The 21,809-nt window shown below is 58.7% G+C and carries 19 protein-coding genes; 6 read left to right on the forward strand and 13 right to left on the reverse strand.

Translation table 11 applies throughout. The features are described 5' to 3' along the window. Positions 1-534 precede the first annotated feature (534 nt). The 7 genes from NW849_RS04570 to NW849_RS04600 form a co-directional block, all read right to left on the reverse strand. Positions 535-1,311, reverse strand: coding sequence for a gamma-glutamyl-gamma-aminobutyrate hydrolase family protein (locus tag NW849_RS04570; RefSeq protein ID WP_414356167.1), 777 nt, complete (start codon positions 1,309-1,311; stop codon positions 535-537). A gap of 167 nt (positions 1,312-1,478) precedes the next feature. Beyond that, entirely contained in the window at positions 1,479-2,543 is a 1,065-nt protein-coding gene (locus NW849_RS04575; protein WP_011431976.1) for an ABC transporter permease, read from the reverse strand. 43 nt (positions 2,544-2,586) lie between these two features. After that, positions 2,587-4,362, reverse strand: a complete 1,776-nt coding sequence (locus NW849_RS04580; RefSeq protein WP_414356169.1) for an ArnT family glycosyltransferase — start codon at positions 4,360-4,362, stop codon at positions 2,587-2,589. 75 nt (positions 4,363-4,437) lie between these two features. Next, positions 4,438-6,249 carry a DUF2254 family protein gene (locus NW849_RS04585; protein ID WP_414356171.1) on the reverse strand — a complete coding sequence of 604 codons (1,812 nt, stop codon included), beginning with the start codon at positions 6,247-6,249 and terminating at the stop codon, positions 4,438-4,440. Positions 6,250-6,276: 27 nt separating this feature from the next. Then, positions 6,277-7,773: a signal recognition particle-docking protein FtsY gene (ftsY, locus tag NW849_RS04590; RefSeq protein WP_414356173.1), complete on the reverse strand. Its 1,497-nt coding sequence runs from the start codon at positions 7,771-7,773 to the stop codon at positions 6,277-6,279. A 112-nt stretch (positions 7,774-7,885) separates the two neighbouring features. Further along, a complete protein-coding gene (locus NW849_RS04595; protein ID WP_414356175.1) occupies positions 7,886-8,713 on the reverse strand; it encodes a DUF2993 domain-containing protein in 828 nt (275 codons plus the stop codon). Between the two features lie 68 nt (positions 8,714-8,781). Next, positions 8,782-9,249: a hypothetical protein gene (locus tag NW849_RS04600; protein WP_414356176.1), complete on the reverse strand. Its 468-nt coding sequence runs from the start codon at positions 9,247-9,249 to the stop codon at positions 8,782-8,784. Between the two features lie 236 nt (positions 9,250-9,485). Here NW849_RS04600 and NW849_RS04605 point away from each other — a divergent pair, with 236 nt between their 5' ends. After that, on the forward strand, positions 9,486-9,851 hold the full coding sequence (locus NW849_RS04605) for a hypothetical protein (RefSeq protein WP_414329642.1): 366 nt from the start codon (positions 9,486-9,488) through the stop codon (positions 9,849-9,851). 119 nt (positions 9,852-9,970) lie between these two features. On the opposite strand, the gene NW849_RS04610 is transcribed toward NW849_RS04605, so the two are convergent. Continuing rightward, positions 9,971-10,924 (reverse strand): M48 family metallopeptidase, encoded by a 954-nt coding sequence (locus NW849_RS04610; RefSeq protein WP_011431982.1) that lies wholly within the window; start codon positions 10,922-10,924, stop codon positions 9,971-9,973. A 172-nt stretch (positions 10,925-11,096) separates the two neighbouring features. On the opposite strand from NW849_RS04610, the gene minC reads away from it, so the two are divergent. From minC to NW849_RS04630, 4 genes are all read left to right on the forward strand, one after another. Beyond that, positions 11,097-11,831 carry a septum site-determining protein MinC gene (gene minC / locus NW849_RS04615; RefSeq protein ID WP_414356177.1) on the forward strand — a complete coding sequence of 245 codons (735 nt, stop codon included), beginning with the start codon at positions 11,097-11,099 and terminating at the stop codon, positions 11,829-11,831. Continuing rightward, complete coding sequence (gene minD / locus NW849_RS04620; RefSeq protein WP_414356180.1) at positions 11,828-12,634, forward strand: septum site-determining protein MinD; 807 nt, start codon at positions 11,828-11,830, stop codon at positions 12,632-12,634. Before minC ends, minD begins: the two co-directional genes overlap by 4 nt. A 98-nt stretch (positions 12,635-12,732) precedes the next feature. Further along, a complete protein-coding gene (minE, locus tag NW849_RS04625) occupies positions 12,733-13,035 on the forward strand; it encodes a cell division topological specificity factor MinE (protein ID WP_414356181.1) in 303 nt (100 codons plus the stop codon). A gap of 375 nt (positions 13,036-13,410) precedes the next feature. Then, complete coding sequence (locus NW849_RS04630; RefSeq protein ID WP_414356182.1) at positions 13,411-15,690, forward strand: cation:proton antiporter; 2,280 nt, start codon at positions 13,411-13,413, stop codon at positions 15,688-15,690. Here NW849_RS04630 and NW849_RS04635 read toward each other — a convergent pair. The 5 genes from NW849_RS04635 to NW849_RS04655 form a co-directional block, all read right to left on the reverse strand. Continuing rightward, entirely contained in the window at positions 15,668-16,036 is a 369-nt protein-coding gene (locus tag NW849_RS04635) for a gamma-glutamylcyclotransferase (RefSeq protein ID WP_011431987.1), read from the reverse strand. The genes NW849_RS04630 and NW849_RS04635 overlap by 23 nt on opposite strands. Positions 16,037-16,078: 42 nt before the next feature. Further along, positions 16,079-16,690 carry a glycerol-3-phosphate 1-O-acyltransferase PlsY gene (gene plsY, locus NW849_RS04640; RefSeq protein WP_414356184.1) on the reverse strand — a complete coding sequence of 204 codons (612 nt, stop codon included), beginning with the start codon at positions 16,688-16,690 and terminating at the stop codon, positions 16,079-16,081. A 219-nt stretch (positions 16,691-16,909) separates the two neighbouring features. Then, positions 16,910-18,838 (reverse strand): DNA topoisomerase (ATP-hydrolyzing) subunit B, encoded by a 1,929-nt coding sequence (gyrB, locus tag NW849_RS04645; RefSeq protein ID WP_414356185.1) that lies wholly within the window; start codon positions 18,836-18,838, stop codon positions 16,910-16,912. Between the two features lie 201 nt (positions 18,839-19,039). Next, on the reverse strand, positions 19,040-19,579 hold the full coding sequence (rimM, locus tag NW849_RS04650) for a ribosome maturation factor RimM (protein WP_414356187.1): 540 nt from the start codon (positions 19,577-19,579) through the stop codon (positions 19,040-19,042). 11 nt (positions 19,580-19,590) lie between these two features. Beyond that, the gene (locus NW849_RS04655; RefSeq protein WP_414356189.1) at positions 19,591-20,556 is read right to left on the reverse strand and encodes an SPFH domain-containing protein; all 966 of its coding nucleotides are present in this window, start codon (positions 20,554-20,556) and stop codon (positions 19,591-19,593) included. Positions 20,557-20,773: 217 nt separating this feature from the next. Between NW849_RS04655 and NW849_RS04660 the strand changes: the two genes are divergently transcribed. Next, positions 20,774-21,805: an NAD(P)/FAD-dependent oxidoreductase gene (locus NW849_RS04660; RefSeq protein ID WP_414356191.1), complete on the forward strand. Its 1,032-nt coding sequence runs from the start codon at positions 20,774-20,776 to the stop codon at positions 21,803-21,805. The last annotated feature ends 4 nt before the right edge of the window (positions 21,806-21,809 follow it).

Here is a 21,809-nt window from a genome sequence, read left to right on the forward strand (position 1 = left end):
CATCTAAAAAAACCAACTTCATCCTCTTTCCTCTATAAATTACTCTCTCTATCCTAACATAAGATCAACACGACCTAAGACAGACTATAGCGCTCTGCGCCGCCGCAGGCGTCCGCGAAAGCGTCACGTAGCGATGAAGTAAAAGCCGCCCTTAAGGGCAGGGCTTGCAACCCAGTTTTCTTGGTCAGGGGTTCTAAACTGGTGGCTCCAGAGTTCATTGCCGATGGCATCGTAAAGGCGCACAAAGGCATCGCTAGGCAACTGACCCGGTCTGCTCGGGAAGAGTTCCACTCGCCGCAGGCACCCAAAAGAGCCGAGCTGGCAAAAGCCAGCCCTAGAGAGACAACCCTCTCCAGCGGTCGCTTCCTGTTCATATGCGTACGGCACCCTGACGGGAAAGGACTCCGTCCCGCTACCGCGATCGGCGCTTCTTGACAAGGGGGCACCGCCTAGAAGTTAGCACGGGATAACTGACGGGATAACTGTTGGATGATTCTCCAACGGCAGGACTGTCCTCTGGCTGGGAACCTTCCTTTAGGCGACTTGGGGTACGGGCTCAGGGTTGGGCAGCAGGCCAGCTAGGCGCGGGGAAAAACGCAGTGCTGCCTGCACAAAGGCTTGAAACAGACGGAAGTGCTCGGCTTCTTCAAAGGTGAACTCGGGGTGCCACTGCACGGCAACAGCCCAGGGGTGGGTTTCGTGTTCAATGGCCTCGATCAGCTCATCTCGAGAACGGGCAGCCAAACGCCAACCTGAGGGCACATCGCGGATGGCCTGATGGTGCCAAGAGACCACAGAGATTTCTTCTGCGCCGACGATTTGGTGTAGCCGTGTGGAGCGGATCAGGCTGACATTGTGGCGAATGGGCTTGCGATCAGCGGGGTTGAAGTGATCCAGCTCGTCGTACACATCAGGCACATGGGGGATCAGCTTGCCGCCACTGACCACATTTAACAATTGCATCCCCCGGCAAATGCCTAAAACAGGGATCCCCTGGGCCAGCACGGCCTGAGCCAAGGCCACCTCAAATCGATCCCGCTCCGCGTTCACATAGCGCACCTGGGGATGTTGCGGATCTTCTCCGTAGGTGCTGGGGCAGAGGTCGCCGCCACCGGTCAACACCAGGCCATCCACCCAAGACAGCAAATCCTGAGGCTCACTTTCGCCTGGGGGAAAAAGAACGGGGATCCCTCCGGCAGCGCGAATGGCGTCCACATAGCGTCCCGGCGCTACGAAGTCTCCTTCGTCATTGCGGTTGCGAGTGGTAACGCCGATGAGCGGTCGATTTGAAAAAGGGGATGTCCGATTCATCCTTCTACGATAGCCTCATTTCCCAATGTTGATGGTGCTATGCCTACGGCAGAGGAACCGCACCACTGTCCTGAGCAGAAAAATCCAAAGTTTTCCCCCGCGATAGGAGTTGAATCTCGCTGTTGCGCAACGCTAACGCAAAGGGATCCCAGAAATCGCCGAAGCCATTAACCTTTCCCAAGGAAGTAGCGGCGGCTGATCCCTTGGGCCAGCAAGACGAACAACACCAGGGATCCCTGAATCACACCGGCCAAAGAAGACTCCAATTGCAAAGAGAGAGGCAGTTGCAAGCTGCCGATGTTAAGACTGCTGAAGAAAAAGGCAATCGGCAAAATCAGCAGGGGGTTAAAGCCTGCCAGCATCACCACCAACAAGGCCAGAAAGCCCAAATTGCTGGAGATATTGGGGATGAGGCGATGGAACAGAGCCAACACCTGCAAGGCGCCCGCCAGCCCTGCTAAGCCCCCACAGCAGGCAAATGCCATGAGCAACCTGCGGGTAGCCGGGATCCCCAACCGGAAAGCAGCTACAGGGTTTTTCCCCACCGCCCGCAACTGCAGGCCGAAGCGAGTGTTGCCCACCACCAGCACCGTCAGGGCCAAAGCCAACAGGGCCAGCAGCAACGCCACCGGACTGGCCTCTGACCGCCCCCAGGTGGGCAACCACAGACGGGGATCCAACACTTCCGTCCCGCTCATGGAAGCCACCCCCGGCCTTTTCCAAGGGCCGAAGATCAGGTAGAGCACCCAACCTTGGGCAACAAAATTCAGCCCCAGCCCAGCGAAGATCTCGTTGACCCGCCCCCACACATTCAGGATCCCAGCCAACAGGCCCCAGCCCGCCCCCCCCAGGATCCCGGCCAAAAGCGCCAAGGTAATGGCCAGTGGCGGCGGCAACCATCCCGCTTCCAGACGCACCAGAAACGTGGCCGCAATTGCCCCGACCACCATTTGCCCTTCGATGCCCAAGTTGTAGAGACCGGCAACAAACGTAAACACCAGCCCACAGCAGCAGAGGACAAGGGGAGCCAGCGTTGCCAAAACCCGGCCAAACTGAGCTTCAGTGCCGAAGGCCCCCTGCCACATGCTGGCCGCTACCTGGAGAGGGGAAGCCCCCGCCAGCAGGATCACCCCCGCCACAAATAGCAGCGCTGCCAGCCAAGCCAATCCCTGGATTACCCAGGTACGCTCTAGAGACACCCACGACCGGCCCGATTCCGCTATTCCCGCCATGCTTTAACACTTCCTAGGATTCTTAAACTTAAGATTTTTAAACTCAAAGAGGCTCCCCGCTGCCCTGCTCCAAGAGGGGATCCAAACGGCGCACCAGTTGCCAGCCCTCCACCTCCGCCAGAGGTTGTAACCCCAAATCCCGGATCTCCACCTGTTCTGCCTGCACCGGAGATACCCAAAGGTAGTCTCCATGCTCCCCTCGTCGCAGAGCCTGATCATCCACCCATCTCCCCGGATTAGGGGTATAAAAAGCGATGGCCTGGGCCTGACAGACATCCGGCAAGCCGCTGCGGCCAATATCCACCACCGTCTCCCCAGCCTCTGTCGAGGACTCCGTCCCGCTAACGCGAACGGACGGGGGCAGCATCTGGCTCCAATCCATGCGGGCAAAAGCAGGGCTGAAGTTGCCGAAATCAGGCCGCAAGACGATGGTGATCATAGCGAGGATCCCGGCCAACAAGAGGGTTCCCACCCACAGACTGCCGGCACAGCGCAACACCCGCCACCAACTGCAGATCCCCGGCAGCAAGAGGTACAAAAGACCCATCGCCACCAGCGGCCAAGCGTGGGATTGCAGAAGCTCCAGACCGTCTACGCCCAGCCGGACGGCCACCCCCAAACCCAACAGCAGCAGCCCCACCGCTGCCAGGCCCCAAGAGATCACCTGAGCCAGACGGGGCTTTAAGTGCTCCGCACCGCTGACGCGACCCCGCATAGCCAACGCTTGATCCAAGGCTACCCCGGCCAAGAGAGCCAGCCAGGGGTAAAGCTGCACGGTGTAGTAGGGGGTTTTGGTGGGATAAAGCTGCAACAACAACAACAGCAGCAGGGGGAAAGACCAGATCAGCAGCGTGGATCCCGGCTGTTGGCGCACCAGGAGAAAGCCTCCCACCGGGGCCAAAACCGTCCACGGGAAGCCATGAACGGGAATGTGCCAAAAGTAGTACCAGCCGGTGGCATCGGCATGGAAGGGCTCCTGCCCCAGATCCCACACCTTCCCCACCAGGGTGGTCAGCACCTGTGGGCCATACACCTGCATGGCCAGACCCAGCCAGAGGCCGAACATCCCCAAGCCCAGCCCAAGCGCCAGCCAGAATTGAGCCGATCCCAGCCACTGTCGCCGGTGCTGTGCCAGGTAGGGGATCAAAGCCGCCCCCGGCAGCAGGATCATGGCGCTTTTCATCAACAGGCCCAGCCCAAAGGCTACCCCGGTCAGCCAAAACCAAACCTTGTGGCCGTGGATGCCGTTAATCAGCCCCAGGATCCCCAGCAGCTCCAGAAAGGTGAGAGGTACATCCTGCCCCACCAGCCGCCCCTGCTGCACCCAGAGGTAGCACAAGGGCAAAATTGCCATCCCCAAAAGGACCGCCCGCATTGGCAAAAAAGGTCGCCCAATCCAGCCCACCAGGGGAATGGAGAGCAGAGCAGCGAGGATCCCCGGCAGCCGCGCCGCCCACTCATTCACCCCGTATAGGGCAAAACTGAAGGCCACGCTCCAGGTGAGCAGAGGGGGTTTCTCGAAAAAGGGCTCTCCCAAAAAAGTGGGCCCCAGCCAATCCCCTCTCCGCAGCAGCTCGCGGGCCATCTGGGCGTAAAAGCTCTCGTCGCAGCCGGCCAAACTGGGATCCGCCCCCGAGAGCACAAACAGGGGCACCGCCAAGCCCATCATCAGCAGGCTGAGGCCCCAAAAGGGCAGCAGATGAGGATTGCGGCGAAACCGGACAAAGGAGCTGGATCCCAGAGATCCCCTGGGGGGAGAAAAGCCTGGGCTGTTGTGACTACGCAACGCTGACGCGAAGAGGTGACTCAAAGGACGCATGGGACAAGGGAACGACAACAAGCAGCAGCCCTGCCCCAGCTTAAACTCTGCCGTGAGGGATCCGGTCTCCTCTCTTCAAGGAAGTTCCACGGATCCCTGTTCCTCCTGCACGGCGGCTAGCCCCTGAAACCACCCAAAAAATTGGTCGGCATAGGGTTGCAGAGCCGGTTCGAGAAAGTAGAAGTTCTCCCCTCGATCGGTGAACTCCCAGAACGAGGACTCCGTCCGAGTAGCGATAACAGCCGTGGTGGACTGTAGCTCTTGCCGGATGCTCTGTAGGCGCGCCAGGGGCTCGTGCTGCATATCCCAATAGATCAGCTTGGCCAAATCCTCCCGCCCACACCTGAGGAAATAGGCTGCCACCCGCACCTGGGTTTTGCGGATCCCACGCAGGGTAGTTTCCTGTTGCTCGCTTAAGGACTCCGTCCCGCTGACGCGAACGGGGTCTTGATCCAGGCGTAACAAGGCTTGCACAATGGCTTCCGTTGTTTCAGAGCCCAGAGCACAGCTCGACTGGGCCAACATTCCCAAATCGAAGCCAAAGGTTTCGGACAAGAAAAAGAGGCCCGCTCTGTAGGCAATCAGGCTGTAATAGCGAAAGTAGCCAACAATCTGCAAGACCAGAGCCGAATGGCGCTGTTGCAGGGCTGCCTCGGCCAACAAACGGTATTGCTTGAGCAGGTTGTAGCCGCTGCGGATGTCTCGCGCGTTGATGACGGCCCGCAGATAGGTATTGAAAAACTTGATCACCCACCCCGCTACCGTGAGTTGTTGGGTTTCCAGGGCGCGGATCCCCAGTTCCCGGCTGTGAATGGCCACCAGGGTGCTTGCCTGGCGCATGCCGTTTAGCCCCTCGGCAAACAAGGCTTGATACTGCCGCAGTATCTTCAGCTCCAGCCAGGATCCCTCTGCCTCAATCTGGCTCAAGAGTCCCTTATCCACCGAAGCAAAGTCTGGATCCCGCCGCAGAGCCGGGGTAAAGAGAAACCAGGCAGGGGGCAGTTGTGCTTTGTGAGCAGCATAGAAGACCCACAGAGACTTCAAGCTGTCCAAGGCTTCCAGGAGAATGCTCCCCTCCTGCTGACGGAGAGCACTGGTGGCGATGCTTTTGATTTCATCCAGAGCCGAGAGGCAGCGCTGATGAGCTGGCGAGCATTCGCCCATTGGAGAGTGCTGCTCTGTTGCTATGCCTACGGCACCCTGTATTCCTGCGCATCGCTGTTGCTGCACAACGTTGTCGTGACGAGGCCGCAGTTGCAGTGAACAACGGGAGAAATAGCCCCTCTTGGATCCGGAGTCCGATCCTGATCTCCTGGAAGCAAGGGATCCCAGGATGGCCTGCCGCACTTGCTGCTCAATGCGATGGATAATCGAAGCCGGCTGCAAAAAGTGAAACACGAAGCGAAAGTAGGGGATCAGCATCAAAAACGAAGCTGTGCCCAGCAGCAGATTCAGCCCGACGAGCAACCCTGGAGGGTGTTGCTCCGCAACGCCAACACGAACGTAAAAGCCCAGGGCTGCCGAACTCCACAAACTGACCACATTGGCCAGAATCAGGAAAAAGAAGAGGTAGAAATTGACTTTCTCGCGCAAAAACAGCTCCGTGACCTTGGGGGTGAAGCGATCCGCGCTCAACTGCACCACAATGGCCACCACCGAGAGGGTAAAGCCCAGCACCCCCGACAACACCTGAGCCAAGGTGGTTACAAATTCCTGCAAAGCTTCTGTATCCTGCGTGGATCCCGCCCGAACCAGGTTCAACCCGCTCTGGATCCAGCGGTGCCCACCCCAAGCCCAAAGCAAACCTGCCCCCACCACTGCAGCACTCCAGGGCAGAAAGCGGGGGCGACGCCCAACAAAGCCTGGATCTGTGTGTCTCTCTTTCACAATGGCCCTTCTCAGAGAGGGGGTGCCTCAATACTCGCTTAGAAGAGCTTCCACAAACTCGTAGCTGGAAAAAGGCCGCAGATCTTCTAGCCCCTCTCCGGCGCCGATAAAGCGGATGGGTAGGTTCATCTGCTGCGTAATGGCCAGGGCAATCCCCCCCTTGGCGGTGCTATCCAGCTTGGTCAGGATCACGCCGCTCAACTTGGCAGCCTCGGCAAATACCTCGGCTTGGCGCAACCCGTTTTGCCCTTGGGTGGCATCCAGCACCAGAAGGCTTTCTACCTTGGCTTCGGGAGCTTTTTTATCGACGATGCGGCGGATCTTGGCCAGCTCGTCCATCAGGTTTTTCTTGTTTTGCAGACGGCCTGCCGTGTCCACCAACAGCAGCTCTGTGCCCCTGGCCTTGGCGGCTGTGATGGCGTCAAAGACCACTGCTGCCGGATCGGCATTGGGAGAGGGATTGGCGATCACCTCTACCCCTGCTCGCTCTGCCCAAACCTTGAGCTGCTCCACAGCAGCAGCCCGAAACGTATCAGCAGCAGCAATCAGACAGCGGTACCCAGACTCGCGGGCAACATGGGCAATTTTGCCAATGGTGGTGGTCTTGCCCGCCCCATTCACCCCGACAATCAACCAAATGTTGAGCGTGTCCCGTTGCGGCGCAAAGGTGGGATCCCCCACCGTCAACATCTGCCGCATCTGCTGCTTGAGGTATTTGACGGCCTCCTCTGGGGGCACCACCTCCTCTCGCATACGCTTTTGTAGGGCTTGGATGATCCGCTCGGTGGCGTCGATCCCCACATCGGCCTGCAGCAACAGGGCCTCAATTTCTTCCACAGCCTTCTGATCCAGGGGGCCGCGGCCTACCAGCGCTTTCAACTGGTTGATCAGGTTAAGGCGAGTTTTGCCCAAGCCTCGCCGCAGCTTTTGCAGCCAGGAGATTTCCTCAACGGAGATCTCTTCCGGTTTGCGCCCTTGGGCCGCCAGGATCTCGGCTGACCAGCGGAAGCCCTCATCGAAGACCAGCTCTTCCGGCCCAGTCTCTGGAGAAGGAGCAACCGCTGCAGTCGCCGCCTCGGGTTTGGGCTCGTCCACAGCGCTGGCTTGCAGGGCTTGGAGACGCTCAGCAGCGCGGGGAGCCAGATCGAAAAATGAGAGAGCTGCCGCCGACTGCCCAGAGGGCGATTCTGGAGAAATGGGTTCTTCTGTTGAAATGGGGGGCTGGGCAGGTTCGCGGGGTTCTGCTTGCGCAAGCGGGACGGATTCCTCAGTCGAGGCCGGTGGCTGTGGCTGGACGGATTCTGCAGGGATCCCTTCCGCTGGCGCAGGTGGGACAGAGTCCTGGGTTGCCGGTGGGGCTTGGGCAGCAGCACGGGCCTTCAGGTTGGCATAGGCGGCTTTGGCGAAGGCCAAATAGTCTTCCGGGGAGATCTCCGCCGGTTCCGGGGCCGGTGGCGAAGGCTCTGCTTCACCAGAAGAGTCGGTAGAGTCGGTATAGCGGCGGCGAAACCAATCGAAGGCCATAATCCCATCTCCAGCCTGGCTGCTCTTTATCCAGTTTGACAGAGCAGCCCCTTTTCTAGAGCGCAGCCTCAAGAAGCTCATCCACGCTCAACAGGGATCCCCGACCTTCGCGTTAGCGGGACAAAGTCCTTTCCAGCGTCTCCACCCGCACAAACCCAATCACCTGCAATTGGTCAGGCTCTATCTCCAGGCTGAGCACCCGCACCAGAATCCCGCTCTCTTCCAGCTCTTGCAGGTCAAACACCTCATTGAGCCCGCCCAAAAACGCTGCTGAGATCTCATCAGGAACCCGTACAGAACCGATCACAAACTCCGGATTCTCCAGCTTTAGGCTGCGCCCTTCCTCCATGCGGATCCCAGCGTTGAACACCACCTCCACTGCTCGCGTTGGCTGGACGGAGTCCTTCTGCTCGGTACCGCCGTCTTCCTCCACCAAAAGGGCAGAGAGCTGAATGCGGTTGGGATCCAAAAACTCGACGCGGGGCTGACGCAGATCGAAACGGCGAGCTTCCCTTCCCGCTCCCCCAAAAGGCAGATCGGCCCGGAGATCCTGAAACTGGCGGAGCACCTCTGGCATGTTGAGGGCAGCATTCAAGTCCTCTTCTCGCACCACCACCCGCACCGCAGCTTGCAGAGGTCGCGTCAGGCGCAAGGGAGCCCCCTGGAAAAAAGAGGGGTCAATTGCCACCGGATCGGTTTCCAGCTCCAGAAGCTCGATGCGGGGAAAGGGCGCTCGATAGAGCCCGCGACCGGCGATCAGCAGGCGATCCGCTTGGCCATTCAGCAGCCGGTAATTGGGCTGGCTTTGGATGCGCACCTCCAAAACCTCTGCCCGATCCAACTGATCCAACAGAAGCTGCCGCGCCGTCTGATCCGCCAGATAGCCCGCTCCTCCTCCCAAGCCCGCCAACAGCCCCAAGAGAACTGCCAGGATCTCCATGATCACTAACCGGATGTGCCCCAACCCAGGTTAGCAAGGGGATCCCTGGCCCACCTTGGGGATCCGGGCTAGCGCATCACCTTGAGGGGGCTGGCCTCAATGGGGCGATTGCCCATAAAGGTTTTGGCAATTTTCAGGCCATCAGCCATTATCGGGCGATTGAGCGTGGGATCATGGATGAATTTGGCCCCAGAGGCAACCGTTGGGCGTCCCTCGCCCCAGGTGTCCACGACTTTGAGAGTTGCAGCAGTAACTGGACGTCCGTCGGCATAGTAATCCACCACTTTCAGGGTCGAAGCCCCGACCGGACGATGATCAATCCCAATTTCGCTGAACTTGACAGGGCTGGGAAACACCGGTGGGCCGGATTTCTCCTCCAGCAGTACCGGCATCTGAGCAGCCCCAGAGGCTCCATCAGCAGGCAGGGGAGCCAGGTTTAGAGCATTACCCGTTTGCGTTGGCGGAAGAGCGTCCTTTCCCACAGAAGAAGCTTCTTGCTCTGGAAGCGTGCTGGAACGACCATTTGGAACGGCCATAAGAATCTCCTGAGTTGATAGAGGTGATGAACAAAACAGGACGGGAAAGGGCAGCAAGCTAGATCCAGTGGAGCGCTGCGGAAGAGGCATACCGTTGGCAAGGCTAAAGGTCGGCCTCCCCCAGTTCAAATGGGCCCAAATCTAAAGATATTCTAAACCAACTCTTCACTTCAGCCACTCCCTGGCAAAACCCAAAACGGACGGTACACTAAAGCTGGAGTGAGCTAGCAAGGTCTATGGCAGGGATCCCCTATTCCTATTGGCGCTGGGCAAGGTGGCCGGCACCGGCTCTGTGGGCGTTGCTGCTTTGGTTTGCTCCTGCAGCTCGAGCTTCTACCCTGGACGCGCCCCCATTTGACCTGAATGTTGTCCGCTCCCGTTCTCTGCCGTGGAGACATCCTCTTCTTGTTCCCGAGCAGAAGGATCCCATCCCATCCGCTCGCGTTGGCGAGACGGAGTCCTGGGCTGAAGTCGAGGTGACAGAGCCTCCTTTCCTAGAGTTCACCCTTGAAGAAAGCAACGCAGCTGTTGCCCTATTCGGCTGTGATTGCCCGGCCCACCTCAACCAGTTGCGGAGACTACGCGGTCTGCCTTTGCTGTGAAGCACAGCTCCACCAGTAGCCATCCCCGACCAAGAAACACAGGAAGTCATCAAGGCCAAAGATTGGGAGCGAGAGCCATTTCAGCCGGCCTTGGGCAGAAGGGATCCCTCTGTGCCGAGTTAGGGCAGGACAGGGAGTAGCGGCAGGATCTCAATCTCGGTGCGTTGGGTTTGTTCGGGGGATCCGGAGGGCCAAATGGAGCCGCCGGAGCCGTGGAGTGGAACGGTCTGACCGGCTGGGCTGACCATGCCGTGCTGAATGATGAGCTGGTTGAGGCGGGCAATGCGCTCCGAGACGGGGGGATGGGTGCGCAGGAACTCTGGCACAGATCCGCGGGATTGCAACTTGGCCAAAAATTGCGGCATGCCCTGCGGGTCAAACCCGGCGCGATAGGCTGCCCCCAGACCTTTTTCATCGGCGATAAACTCGTTTTCACGGCTCTGCGGGCGCCGTACTCCCAATTCCAGGGCCAGAGCGGCCAGGGTACTGTCGTTGAGCCCCAACAATTGAGCCCCAAACTGGGCAGTGGCAGCCTGCTGCAGTTGTTGCAGGCCGTGGCGTTCGCCGATGTGGGCCACCTCGTGGGCCAGCACGGCGGCAATCTGGTCGTCGTTGTCGGCGGCTGCGAGGGCACCAGTGGTGATGTAGACAAAGCCTCCCAGTGTGGCAAAGGCGTTGATGTCGGGATCTTCCACCACTTGAAAGGTGTAGGGCAGATGGGGCCGTTCGCTGTGGGCGGCCACCCGTTGGCCAATGCGGTTCACCCGCTCGACCCAGTAGGGATCCGAACTGAGGCGAAGTTGTCCCCGCGCTTTCAGTTGTCGATCGATCTGGCGGCCTAAGCTCACCTCTTGGGCATCGTTCAACTGGCTCACCTGCAGCCACTGAAGGCCATGAATCAGCAAACGGCCCAGATCTTGGGCATGGGCAGGGGATCCCATCCCAGATGCCGCAAGAATGCTGAGTAGGGCAATGGCGACCGGTCTCACCGCGCGAGAACTCCACCCCTTGGAGAGGAGAGGATCCTGTCCTGCTGGCGCGAGCAGCCTGAGGGTGTGGCGAGGTTTCAACATCAGGAATTGGCTCCATCAAGTACCCTCAAGTTAGCGATCCCGAAGCAAGATTGTCCTGCCACCCAAGCGAAACCGCTTTGCTATCAAGGGCAACCGCCGAGAGAGTTTCCCCTGGCTTGGGGGAATGGAATAGGATAGGGCTCTATATTCAGGCAGACGTTTAAGGGCGGTCATGACGGGATCCCCTACATGGAACCCTGAAATCTCCCCATCTCCAGACTCCTGGGCCACGGGCAGCGTTTACTTTCGGTCGGATGCACAAGGGATTCATCTGCACTTGCCCAGCACCTTACCTTGGGAAGAGCTTTGGGAAAACCTGGTTTGGCAGTTGCGCAGCCGCAAACCCTACTGGGCCGGGGTCGCTCCCCTCACCCTCTGGAGCCAGCAGCGAGAGCTGGACATGCCCACCCTACAACTTCTTGCTGCCCTATTGTCTCAGCATGGACTGCAACTGTGGCGCGTTCAAACTCGATCCCGCTCGACAGCGATTGCAGCAGCGACGTTGGGGTATTCTGTGGAGCAATCTTCCCTTTTGGAGGCAGTTCACCCTGCTCCCCCAGACACCACACCTCTGTACCTACGTTCGACAGTGCGCTCTGGCATGTCCGTGCGTCACAGAGGATCCGTATTCCTGTTGGGGGATCTCAACCCCGGCGGCGAGATCGTTGCCGGAGGAGATGTTTGGGTTTGGGGACGCTTGCGCGGCTTGGTTCACGCGGGGGCCAACGGCGACAAGGGGGCTGTAATCTTGGCATTGCAGTTGGAGCCCACTCAGTTGCGCATTGCCAATCAGGTGGCCCGTCCGCCAGAAGGCGGATCCCTGCCCAACACCCCTGAAGTGGTTTACCTACAGGAAGATGTCATCTGCATCGCCAGCCTTCAAGATTTTCTGCGGAGAGGAGTATGAGCCGAGTCATCGTCATGACCTCTGGTAAAGGTGGAGTCGGCAAAACCACCGTGACGGCCAACCTGGGCACTGCCTTGGCGCGCTTGGGTCGCTCGGTGGTGGTGGTGGATGCAGACTTTGGCCTGCGCAACCTGGACTTGCTGCTGGGGCTGGAGAATCGGGTGGTGTACACGGCCCTAGAGGTGATTGCCGGGGAGTGCCGCCTCGAGCAGGCTTTGGTGAAAGACAAGCGCACCCCCCATCTCTCGCTGTTGCCGGCAGCCCAAACCCGCAACAAAACGGCGGTGAATCCGGATCAGATGCGCCAGTTGATCGAGAAGCTGGCCAGCAGCCATGACTACGTGCTGATCGATTGTCCGGCAGGGATCGAACAAGGGTTTCGCAATGCCATTGCCGGGGCCAACGAGGCCATCATCATCACCACCCCAGAAGTGGCAGCGGTGCGGGATGCAGATCGCGTGGTGGGCTTGTTGGAAGCCGCCCAGATTTCATCGACTCAGCTCATTGTCAACCGCCTGCGCCCGGACATGGTGGCAGCCGGCCAGATGATGTCGGTGGAAGATGTGGTGGAGGTGCTGGCCATCCCGTTGGTGGGTATTATTCCAGAAGACCGCGAGGTGATCGTCTCCACCAACAAAGGGGAGCCCCTGGTTCTCTCCGCCAATCCAACTCTGGCTGCTCAGGCCATCCAGCGCATTGCCCGACGGCTAGAAGGGGAAGCGGTGGAGTTTCCCAAGCTGGCCAGCTTGAGCGAGTCTTTTTGGGAGCGGGCCAAACGGTTTTTAAACCAAAAGGTGCTCTGACAACTGTTTTGTCGTTTTTCCCCACTTTATCCAGATTGGAATGGCAATTTTGACCTGTTCACAACTTTCACAACTGAGTAACAAGGCCGGCAAAACCTATGCTCCTCGATTTTTTGGATCAGCTTTTTTCTCGGCACTCCGGCAACAGCCGCCATCAAGCCAAGCAACGGTTAAAGCTGATCTTGGCCCATGACCGCGCTGATCTCACCCCAGCGGCACTGGAATCGATGCGCCTAGAAATTTTGGGGGTGGTGTCGCGCTATGTGGAGCTAGATTCAGAGGGGATGCAGTTTCATTTGGCTACGGAAGGGGGAACGACTGCTCTCATTGCCAATCTGCCCATCCGTCGCGTTAAGCCCTTAGAGACGGGTCTCAGCCACCCGGAAGGCGAGAAAGCCTAGAAGGGGAGATTTTTGGCAGCATGTCGATTTGCTTTCAATTCCCAACAGAGCTGCCCAACGCCAGAGTGGTCGTCAAGCCCGCTCTGTGATACGTTGAGGTAAGTCGTGTGTACTGTAGCGAGAAGCAGGCTGAGTGTAGCTTTTGCAACTTCATGGGGCCGACACACATGAGTTAGCTCTGCGTGTTTGGGCTCATGAACTGCTGACGTGATGGGTAGAGCCCCCTTGACGATTGGAGACTTTTCAGCAGTTTGTATTGGCGTTAGCGTTGCGGAGCAACAACGACGTTAACGATGGCAGCGACGAGATTGTTAGCGTTCAGTAGCTGGAAAGGTAAGGGCTCCGTCCCGCTATTGCGTTCGGTTAAGCCTCAATATGCAAGATTCATTTGAGCTGACGATCCTGTTTACGCTAGCCCTGGTGGCCGGGATCGCTGCTCAGGTGCTGGCTAATGTTGTCAGAGTGCCCAGCATTGTTTTCCTGCTGCTGTTTGGCCTGTTGCTGGGGCCAGATGGTTTGGGCTGGGTTCACCCCCAAGTCATGGGATCCGGGCTGGAGGCGCTGGTGTCGTTGGCGGTGGCCCTGATCTTGTTTGAGGGGGGGCTGAACCTGCGGCTGCAACGCCTCAATCCGGTATCGGATAGCCTGCGCAACTTGGTTTTGTTGGGATCCCTGCTGACCCTAGTGGGGGGAGCGGCAGCAGCTCACTATCTGGGAGAGTTTCCCTGGCGGCTGGCCTTTTTATTTGGATCCCTGGTGGTGGTAACAGGGCCGACGGTGATCAACCCCATCTTGAAGCGGGTACGGGTCGATCCGGCAGTCAGCACGCTCCTGGAGGGAGAAGGGGTGCTGATCGATCCCATCGGGGCCATTCTGGCAGTGGTGGTGCTGCAGGTGGTGCTCTCCGGCCATCCCAGTTTTCTCATGGCCTTGGAACAGTTGTCCAGCCGTCTGGCCATCGGGTCGGCGGTGGGAGCGCTGGGGGGCTGGCTGATGGGATCCTTCCTGCTCTGGTCGCGGCAGTTTTTAACCGAGGAGTTGCGCAACTCGGTGGTGCTGGCAGGGGCGCTGGGGGTGTTTGCCTTGGCCCAGTCGCTGCGATCGGAGGCGGGGCTGATGGCAGTGGTGATGGCGGGCCTGGTGGTGCGGCAGAAGGCGGCCATTGCCGAGCGGGGTGTGCGGCAGTTTCACGGCCAGTTGGTGGTGTTGGCCATCTCGGTGATCTTTATTTTGCTTACCGCCACGCTCTCCCTCAAGGCGGTGTTTGCCCTGGGCTGGGGATCCCTGGCCACAGTGCTGTGCTTGATGCTGGTCATCCGCCCCTTGAGCGTGTGGCTGTGTACCTGGCGCAGCGACCTGAATTGGCGGCAGAAGCTGTTTGTGGCTTGGCTGGCTCCTCGGGGCATTGTGGCGGCTTCGGTGGCGTCCTTGTTTGCCATTTTGCTGACAGAACGCGGCATTACCGGGGGAGATGCCCTCAAGGCGCTGGTGTTTTTGACGATCTCGGTGACGGTGACGGTACAGGGGTTGACGGCAGCCTGGGTGGCCCGCTGGCTGGGTCTGGATCAGGGCAGTTCCACCGTAATCATCGGCGATCATCCCCTCACCAACCAATTGGCCCAGTTGATGCGCTCGCTGAACCAGACAGTCGAGGTGATCCCACTGCTTTCTGGGGCTTCCAAAAATGGGTATGGCAGCTACGAAGCTTCCCATTCAGCGGACGCCAAAGACTCCGTTTCGCAGAAGCGTCGTGCCGCCATCGCGTCAGGGATGCGGAGCAACAGTGGTGCAGAGCAACATGGCAATGGCACCCACAAACCTGACCCGAAGCCAGAGGCTGCCCCCGGATCCCTGCAGGAGGCCGTGCTGAACGAGTCTGCTCTGTTGAAGGCTGATATCGACCATGCGGAAACCCTGTTGATCCTCACTCTGGATCCGCAGGTGAACTGGGCCATTGCCGAGTTGATGGTTAAGCTCTCGGTTTCTGCCACCATCTGGACGGTGTTGCTGCCGGATATGCCTATCTCAGAAGGGATCCGCACCTTGCAGCCTTCCTTCTCCCAACTGCAGCGCTGGGCCGGCTATCTGGAGGCCAATCGGGCCGAGCTGCGCTCGATCACCCTACCCACGTTGGCGGACTTGGGCCTACCCCTCCCCTTCTCGGCTTCGGCCCTGCCAGAGGCAAGCAACAAGGCTGTTCGCGACAGCAGGACGGAGTCCTTTGTCTTAGCAGCTCAAGAGTCGCTCCCGACAGCGCTGCCCAATCCCTTCCTGGCCCAGATGGGACTGGAGGATCCCACCCTTGAACGGCTGCGGGATCAGTTTGCCTATCGAATCAAAGCCGATCTATGCCTGCCCTTGTTGTTGGTGCGCCCGCAGCGGCTGAGGAGCGGCTCATCTCGACCGGGTCGGCTCTTCTACCTGCCTGAGCCAGACATTTGGCGACGCGGGGATCGCATCTACTACCTGGAGCGCGTTTCCAGCCCTGTGGATGCTGGTGTTCTCTCCGCCAAAGAGCCTGATTCCCAAGAATGGGATCCGTCCGCAGCCGTTCACACTCGCGTTCGCGACAGTGGTGCGGAGCACAACAGTGGGATAGAGTCTTTGTTGCCGCCCCAGTATGTTGAGGGCGTCAAGCTCCACTTTGATCTCTAACCAGCCAGCGGCCACTGGGGATGAGCGAGCACCCTTGCACCTGCTCAGGCCGACCCAGATAAACCCAAGCAAAGGTGCCGCTATCCAGTTGCACCCACTGCCGTTCGTACACCCGCGGGTGGTCTTCCAGTTCGTCCAATCGGGGCAATAGACTCAAGGGGATGCGGTAGCACTCGCCGTAGAGCCGGTTTCGGCCACGAACTGCCATCGGGTAGGGGCCGAGACTGTAAAGATCAATGTGGTTGAGGCTGTCTGTCCCCAAAAATTCTGCCCCCTGCAGCAAGCTGTGGTATTGGCCGCCCCGCAGCAGGGATCCGTAGACAAAAACCACTGTGGTCGGTTGCATAGCGTTGCGGAGTAATACAGCTGCTTCACAGTGCCTTGAAAATTAGGGAGATTGCGTCCATTTTTGGCCAATGCGCGGCTCCGACCCGGCCAGTAGGCGCTCGATGTTGCGCCGATGAGCACCGATCACATACACCCCGCCCGCCAACGCAAACAACAAATAGGGCAAAGGTTGAGCTGTTGCCCACATCACCACCGGAGCCGCCACTGCCGCCAGCAGGGAGCTGAAGGAAACGATGCGGGTGAGGGCGAGCCCCAGCAGCCAGACGCCGAAAGTTGTCAGGGCTACTGGCCAAGCCATAGCCAACAAGATCCCCAGGCTGGTGGCCACCGATTTGCCCCCCCTGAAGCCCAGCCAGCAGGAACGGCTATGGCCGATCACTGCGAACAATGCCGCCAAAACCACCCACCACGCGGATCCCAAGGCCGATCCCAGGGCAACTGCTGCTGCCCCCTTGGCAGCATCCACCAGCAACACCAGCAGGGCGGGCCCCTTGCCCAACGTCCGCAACACATTGGTTGCTCCGGTAGAGCCGGATCCCTGTTGGCGAATATCGATGCCTCCCCACCAACGACCTACCCAGTAGCCGGTCGGGATGGATCCCAGGAGATAGCCCCCCAGCGCAGCGAGAAGAGCGGTAAGGAATGCAGGCATGGCAGGATCTTGAGCGCTCCTCCCTCACTTTGCCACAGGGTCTGGGCTGCAACTGGGATCTTGCCCCGTCCGGGAGCTTTTGGCTGCTCGCGGCCTCGTCTGCAACACCGTTACGTTCGCGCCAGCGGTGCGGAGCACTTTCCCCCTGCCGTGGGCCCCGAAGAGGCGGGACAGAGTTCTCTCCACCCAATATCGAGAGTCGCTAAATATCGAGAGTCGCTAAATATCGAGAGCCGCCAGATCCAAATGGGCACTGTGGGCCTCAATAAACTCCCGTCGGGGGCCAACGGCATCTCCCATCAAGATGGTGAAAATGCGATCCGCCTCCACCGCATCTTCGATGGTGATTTGTTTGAGGGTGCGCGTTGCCGGGTTCATGGTGGTCTCCCAAAGTTGTTCAGGCATCATTTCCCCCAGACCCTTGAACCGTTGGATGGTGTACTTGGCGTTGGCAGGCAGCCCCCGCAGGATTTGGTCTTTCTCGGCGTCGCTGTAGCAGTAGCGAACATTGTTGCGACCCCACTCGATTTTGTAGAGCGGCGGACAGGCGATATAGACATAGCCCTGTTCCAGAAGCGCCTTTTGATAGCGGTAGAAAAAGGTCAGCAACAGGGTGCGAATGTGGCTGCCGTCCACGTCAGCATCGGTCATGAGGATGATGCGGTGGTAGCGCAGTTGGCTAGGATCAAATTCATCCCCTTTCACCCCCAAACCCAGCGCTGTGATCATGGCCTGAATTTCGGCGTTTTTGTAGATCTTGGCGGGATCTGCCTTTTCAATGTTGAGAATCTTGCCGCGCAGGGGCAACACCGCCTGAAACTGCCGATCCCGACCCTGTTTGGCGCTGCCGCCTGCAGAGTCGCCTTCCACCAAATACACCTCAGATTCCGCCGGGTCGCGGCAACTGCAATCGGCCAACTTCCCCGGCAGCGTGGAAGATTCCAGGGCAGATTTGCGCCGCACCAATTCCCTGGCCCGCCGGGCTGCCTCGGCAGCATTGAAGGACTGGATGGCCTTATCGACGATCCCCCTGGCCACGTTGGGGTTGAATTCCAAGTACTCCGTGAGCGCCTCGGAGACGAGGGTTTGCACAATGCCCCGCACCTCGGTGTTGCCCAACTTGGTTTTGGTTTGCCCCTCAAACTCGGGGTTGGGCACCTTGACCGAGACGATGGCCGTCAACCCCTCGCGCACATTTTCTCCGGCCAGGTTGCTGTCGGAGTCTTTCAGCTTGTTGAGCTTGCGGGCTTGACTGTTGATGGTGAGGGTAAGAGAGGTTTTCAAGCCCTCCAGGTGGGTACCCCCTTCGTTGGTGCGGATGTTGTTGGCAAAGCCGATCAAATTGTCGGTGTACACATCCGAGCACCACTGCAGCGCCACTTCCACCTCCACACCATCCCGCTCCCCTTGGATGTAGATGATGTCGGAGTGGATGGGCGTTTTTTCGTGGTTGATAAAGGCTACATATTCCCTGATGCCGCCTGCATATTGATAGGTTTCGCAGTGGGGCGGATCCCGCCGCAGATCGCTAAAGGTAATTTTCAAGCCGGCATTGAGGTAGGCCAATTCGCGAAAGCGGGCCGCCAGCAGGGCATAGTCGAACTCTCGCTCGGGAAAGATCAGCCCATCCGGCTTGAAGCGCACCTCTGTACCCCGTCGATTGGATCCCTTGGGCTGGGGTTCGGATTTCAGGGATCCCACCACCGCCCCGCGCTCGAACCGTTGAAAGTAAACCTTGCCCTCTCGCCAAACCGTCACCTCCACCCATTCGGAGAGGGCATTCACCACCGATACGCCCACGCCGTGCAGCCCGCCGGAGACCTTGTAGCCGCCACCGCCAAACTTGCCCCCCGCATGCAACACCGTCAGCACCGTAACCAGGGCCGACTGACCGGTTTTGGGGTGGATGTCCACCGGAATGCCACGGCCATTGTCCAAGACGGCTACCGAGCCGTCGGGATGCAGGCTGATCTGAATATCGTCGCAATAGCCGGCCAGGGCCTCATCAACGGAGTTGTCCACCACCTCGTACACCAAATGGTGCAACCCCTTCGGCCCGGTGGAGCCAATATACATGCCAGGCCGCTTGCGCACAGCCTCCAAGCCTTCCAAAACTTGGATCTGCTCTGCACCGTAGTTTTCCGTCATTCCCAACTCCAATTCCGAAGAAGGCTCCCGGCCAAGATCAACAGAAACCCAGAAAAATTGACCTTAAAGGCCTAGGATGAGCTTAGCATCAAAAAACTGCCCCTATAATAGCACAAAAGGCTAGAACGGCCACACAGGCGCTTCTGAGGGCCAAGTTCAGGATGGGATGCAGGTACGGAAGTCAGGCCGTCTTGTCGAACTCTAACCCAGAAAGCTCTCCACCAGCCCAGGCGGCGGCTGCACGTGCAGTGCGCCTTTTTCCAAATCCACGACGGGCACCAGGGCTTTCACAAAGGGGATCAACACCTGCCGGTGATCAGGGGTTGTTATCTCCAGCACATCCTGGCCGGCTGCCAAAATCCCCGAAACATGTCCCAGCAGCTCCCCCTGGCGATAGACGGTCAAGCCGATGAGATCGCGGTAGTGGTACTCTTCCGGCTGCAGGGGCAAGCGGTGGGAAGCCGGCACCAGCAGCCTAGCTCCTACCCAAGTCTCAGCCGCCGTTCGATCGGGGATCCCTTCCAGTCGCACCAAATAAAGACCCTTAGCCGGGAAAAACTGCCCCTCGATCAAGGGGTGCAGCAGGGGCTCGGGATCCGTATCCCGCTGCAGCCAGCGCGGTCCGGGCTCTGTGAGGCGTTCTGGGAAATCCGACCAGCACCTAACCCGCAGCCAGCCCCGCAAGCCGTGGGCCGCCACCACCTGTCCCACCAGCAGCCAAGCCGGATCCTGGGCCATCATGGTCAGTCAACTCAGTCGAGCCGGGGAAAGTCCACTTCGGTTGGGAAAGCGGTCGGGGTGCGCAGCTTCTGAGAGGTCACTGTGCGAGAACCTTCCCCACCCTTAGCCACGTCCACCATGGAGAGCAGCCCTTGCAGGGTGCCAGGGATCGAATTGGGATCCATGAAGATCACCTTCGCGCTGGGACTGCTGCCCACCTTGAGGCCCATGTCAATATAATTTTGCGCCATCAGGTATTGCAGCGCATTGGCTGCCTCTGGGTTCTCCTGCAGCGTGGCGGCAATGGTTTTGATGGCTTCAGCCGTGCCTTCAGCCAGCAGCAGCCGCTCTCGCTTCTCCGCTTCTGCTCGCAATAGCTGTGCCTTGGCGGCCCCCGCAGCCTGGTTGATGCTGGCCTGCTGCTCCCCTTCTGATTTCAGAATAGCGGCCCGCTTTTCCCGCTCGGCAGCCATTTGTTTTTCCATCGAGTCTTGCACGGTTTTGGAGGGTTGAATGTCCCTGACTTCCACGCGGGTGATCTTGATCCCCCAGGGATCTGTGGCCTCGTCCAGCTCTGTCAAAAGGCGAGCGTTGATCTCGGCGCGGGAGGAAAAGGTTTGATCCAAATCCATACGGCCAATTTCTGCCCGCAGAGCCGTCAGCACCAGGTTAATCAAAGCCCGCTGCACGTCCTCGACCGCATAGCGGGCCTTGATCATGTCGGTGATGCGCCAGTAGACCACCGCATCGGCCATCAAAGAGACGTTGTCGCTGGTGATGCACTGCTGAGGAGGCACATCCAACACCTTCTCGCGGATGGTTTCCCGGAACACAATCCTATCGATGGGGGGAAGAATAAAGTGCAATCCTGGGGTCAACTTGCGGTGAAACCTGCCTAAACGCTCTACCAGTGCCTCATATCCCTGGCTGATGATTTTGACCGAGTTGAACAGGTAGCCGATAAAGATCAGGGCAATGGCCGCTAAGATACCTGGCATAGGGCTTTCCTCCTGATGGGGAGTTCAGTCCCCATTCTAGACGGTTGCTAGACGGTTGTTGGGACTGCTCCCTTCACTTGGATCACGCCTCAACAGAAATGTGGTGGACTCAGCAGGATAAGCAGTCCTCGGAACATATAGAGTTTCTTAAGATTTTTCAGGCCGCAGCCAACGACCTGAGATCACCCGGCAAAAAGCTCGTGAGGGGATCCCGTCCATGAAACTGAGCAGCAGGAATCTAGAAGTTGCTTTGAACAAAATCTATGACGTGATCGTGGCCGGAGGAGGAGCAGGGGGACTATCGGCGGCAATCTATCTGGCCCGTTACGGACTGAGTTGCCTGGTGGTGGAGAAGGGCAGAGGCCGATCTTTTTGGATGCAGGATTTGCGCAATTATCTGGGCTTGCCCCCGACCACTCCAGGGCGAGAGCTGTTGCGCCAGGGAACAGAGCATGCCCTCAGCTTGGGGGTAGATTACCTGCGCGGTTTTGTGGAAGATGCCACCGATGAGGGAGACCTTTTTGCAGTCAAGGTCAAGGTGGGAAAAATGAACAGCCTCTACCCCGTTTTTCGGAGCAAATATTTGATCGCGGCAACCGGCATTATGGATTACTTGCCCCAGTTGTCGGATATGCAGAATGTTTACGACTACGCGGGCTATTCACTGCATGTCTGTATGATCTGCGATGGCTACGAAATGCGGGATCAGAAGGCGGTGTTGATCGTCAATTCAGAAGATCGGATCAATACAGCTTTTGTCCTCAACTGGTTTACACCCTATATCTCGGTGTTGACCCACGGCCTCTGCTCGGTCGGCCCCGACATGCGCAAAAAACTAGCGGATCATGGCTACCCACTCTACGAAACTCCCATTCGTCGTTTTTGGGGAGAAAACCATCAATTGCAGGGTGTGGAGCTGGAAGATGGCACCTACATCGAAGCGACCACCGGCTTGGTGGCGATGGGAGCCAAATACCACAATGCTTATTTGAAAGGGATCCCCGGCTTGAAATGGCAAGGGGAAAACCTGCTAACCGACGAGTGGTGTCGCACTGCTCATCCGCGGCTGTTTGCACTGGGCGATTTGAAGCAGGGCCTGAACCAAGTGTCGATTGCGGTTGCCGATGGCACCCTAGCTGCCACAGCCATTTGGCGGGACATCCGACGGGCCTCACCTGCACGTAAATGGGAAGAGCGCCTGCTCTCGCCACCTGGGATCCCAGGGCCTTCCGGATCCTCACTAAATTGATGGG

It is taken from the genome of Synechococcus sp. R55.3 (genome assembly GCF_047461975.1).
GTDB lineage: Bacteria > Cyanobacteriota > Cyanobacteriia > Thermostichales > Thermostichaceae > Thermostichus.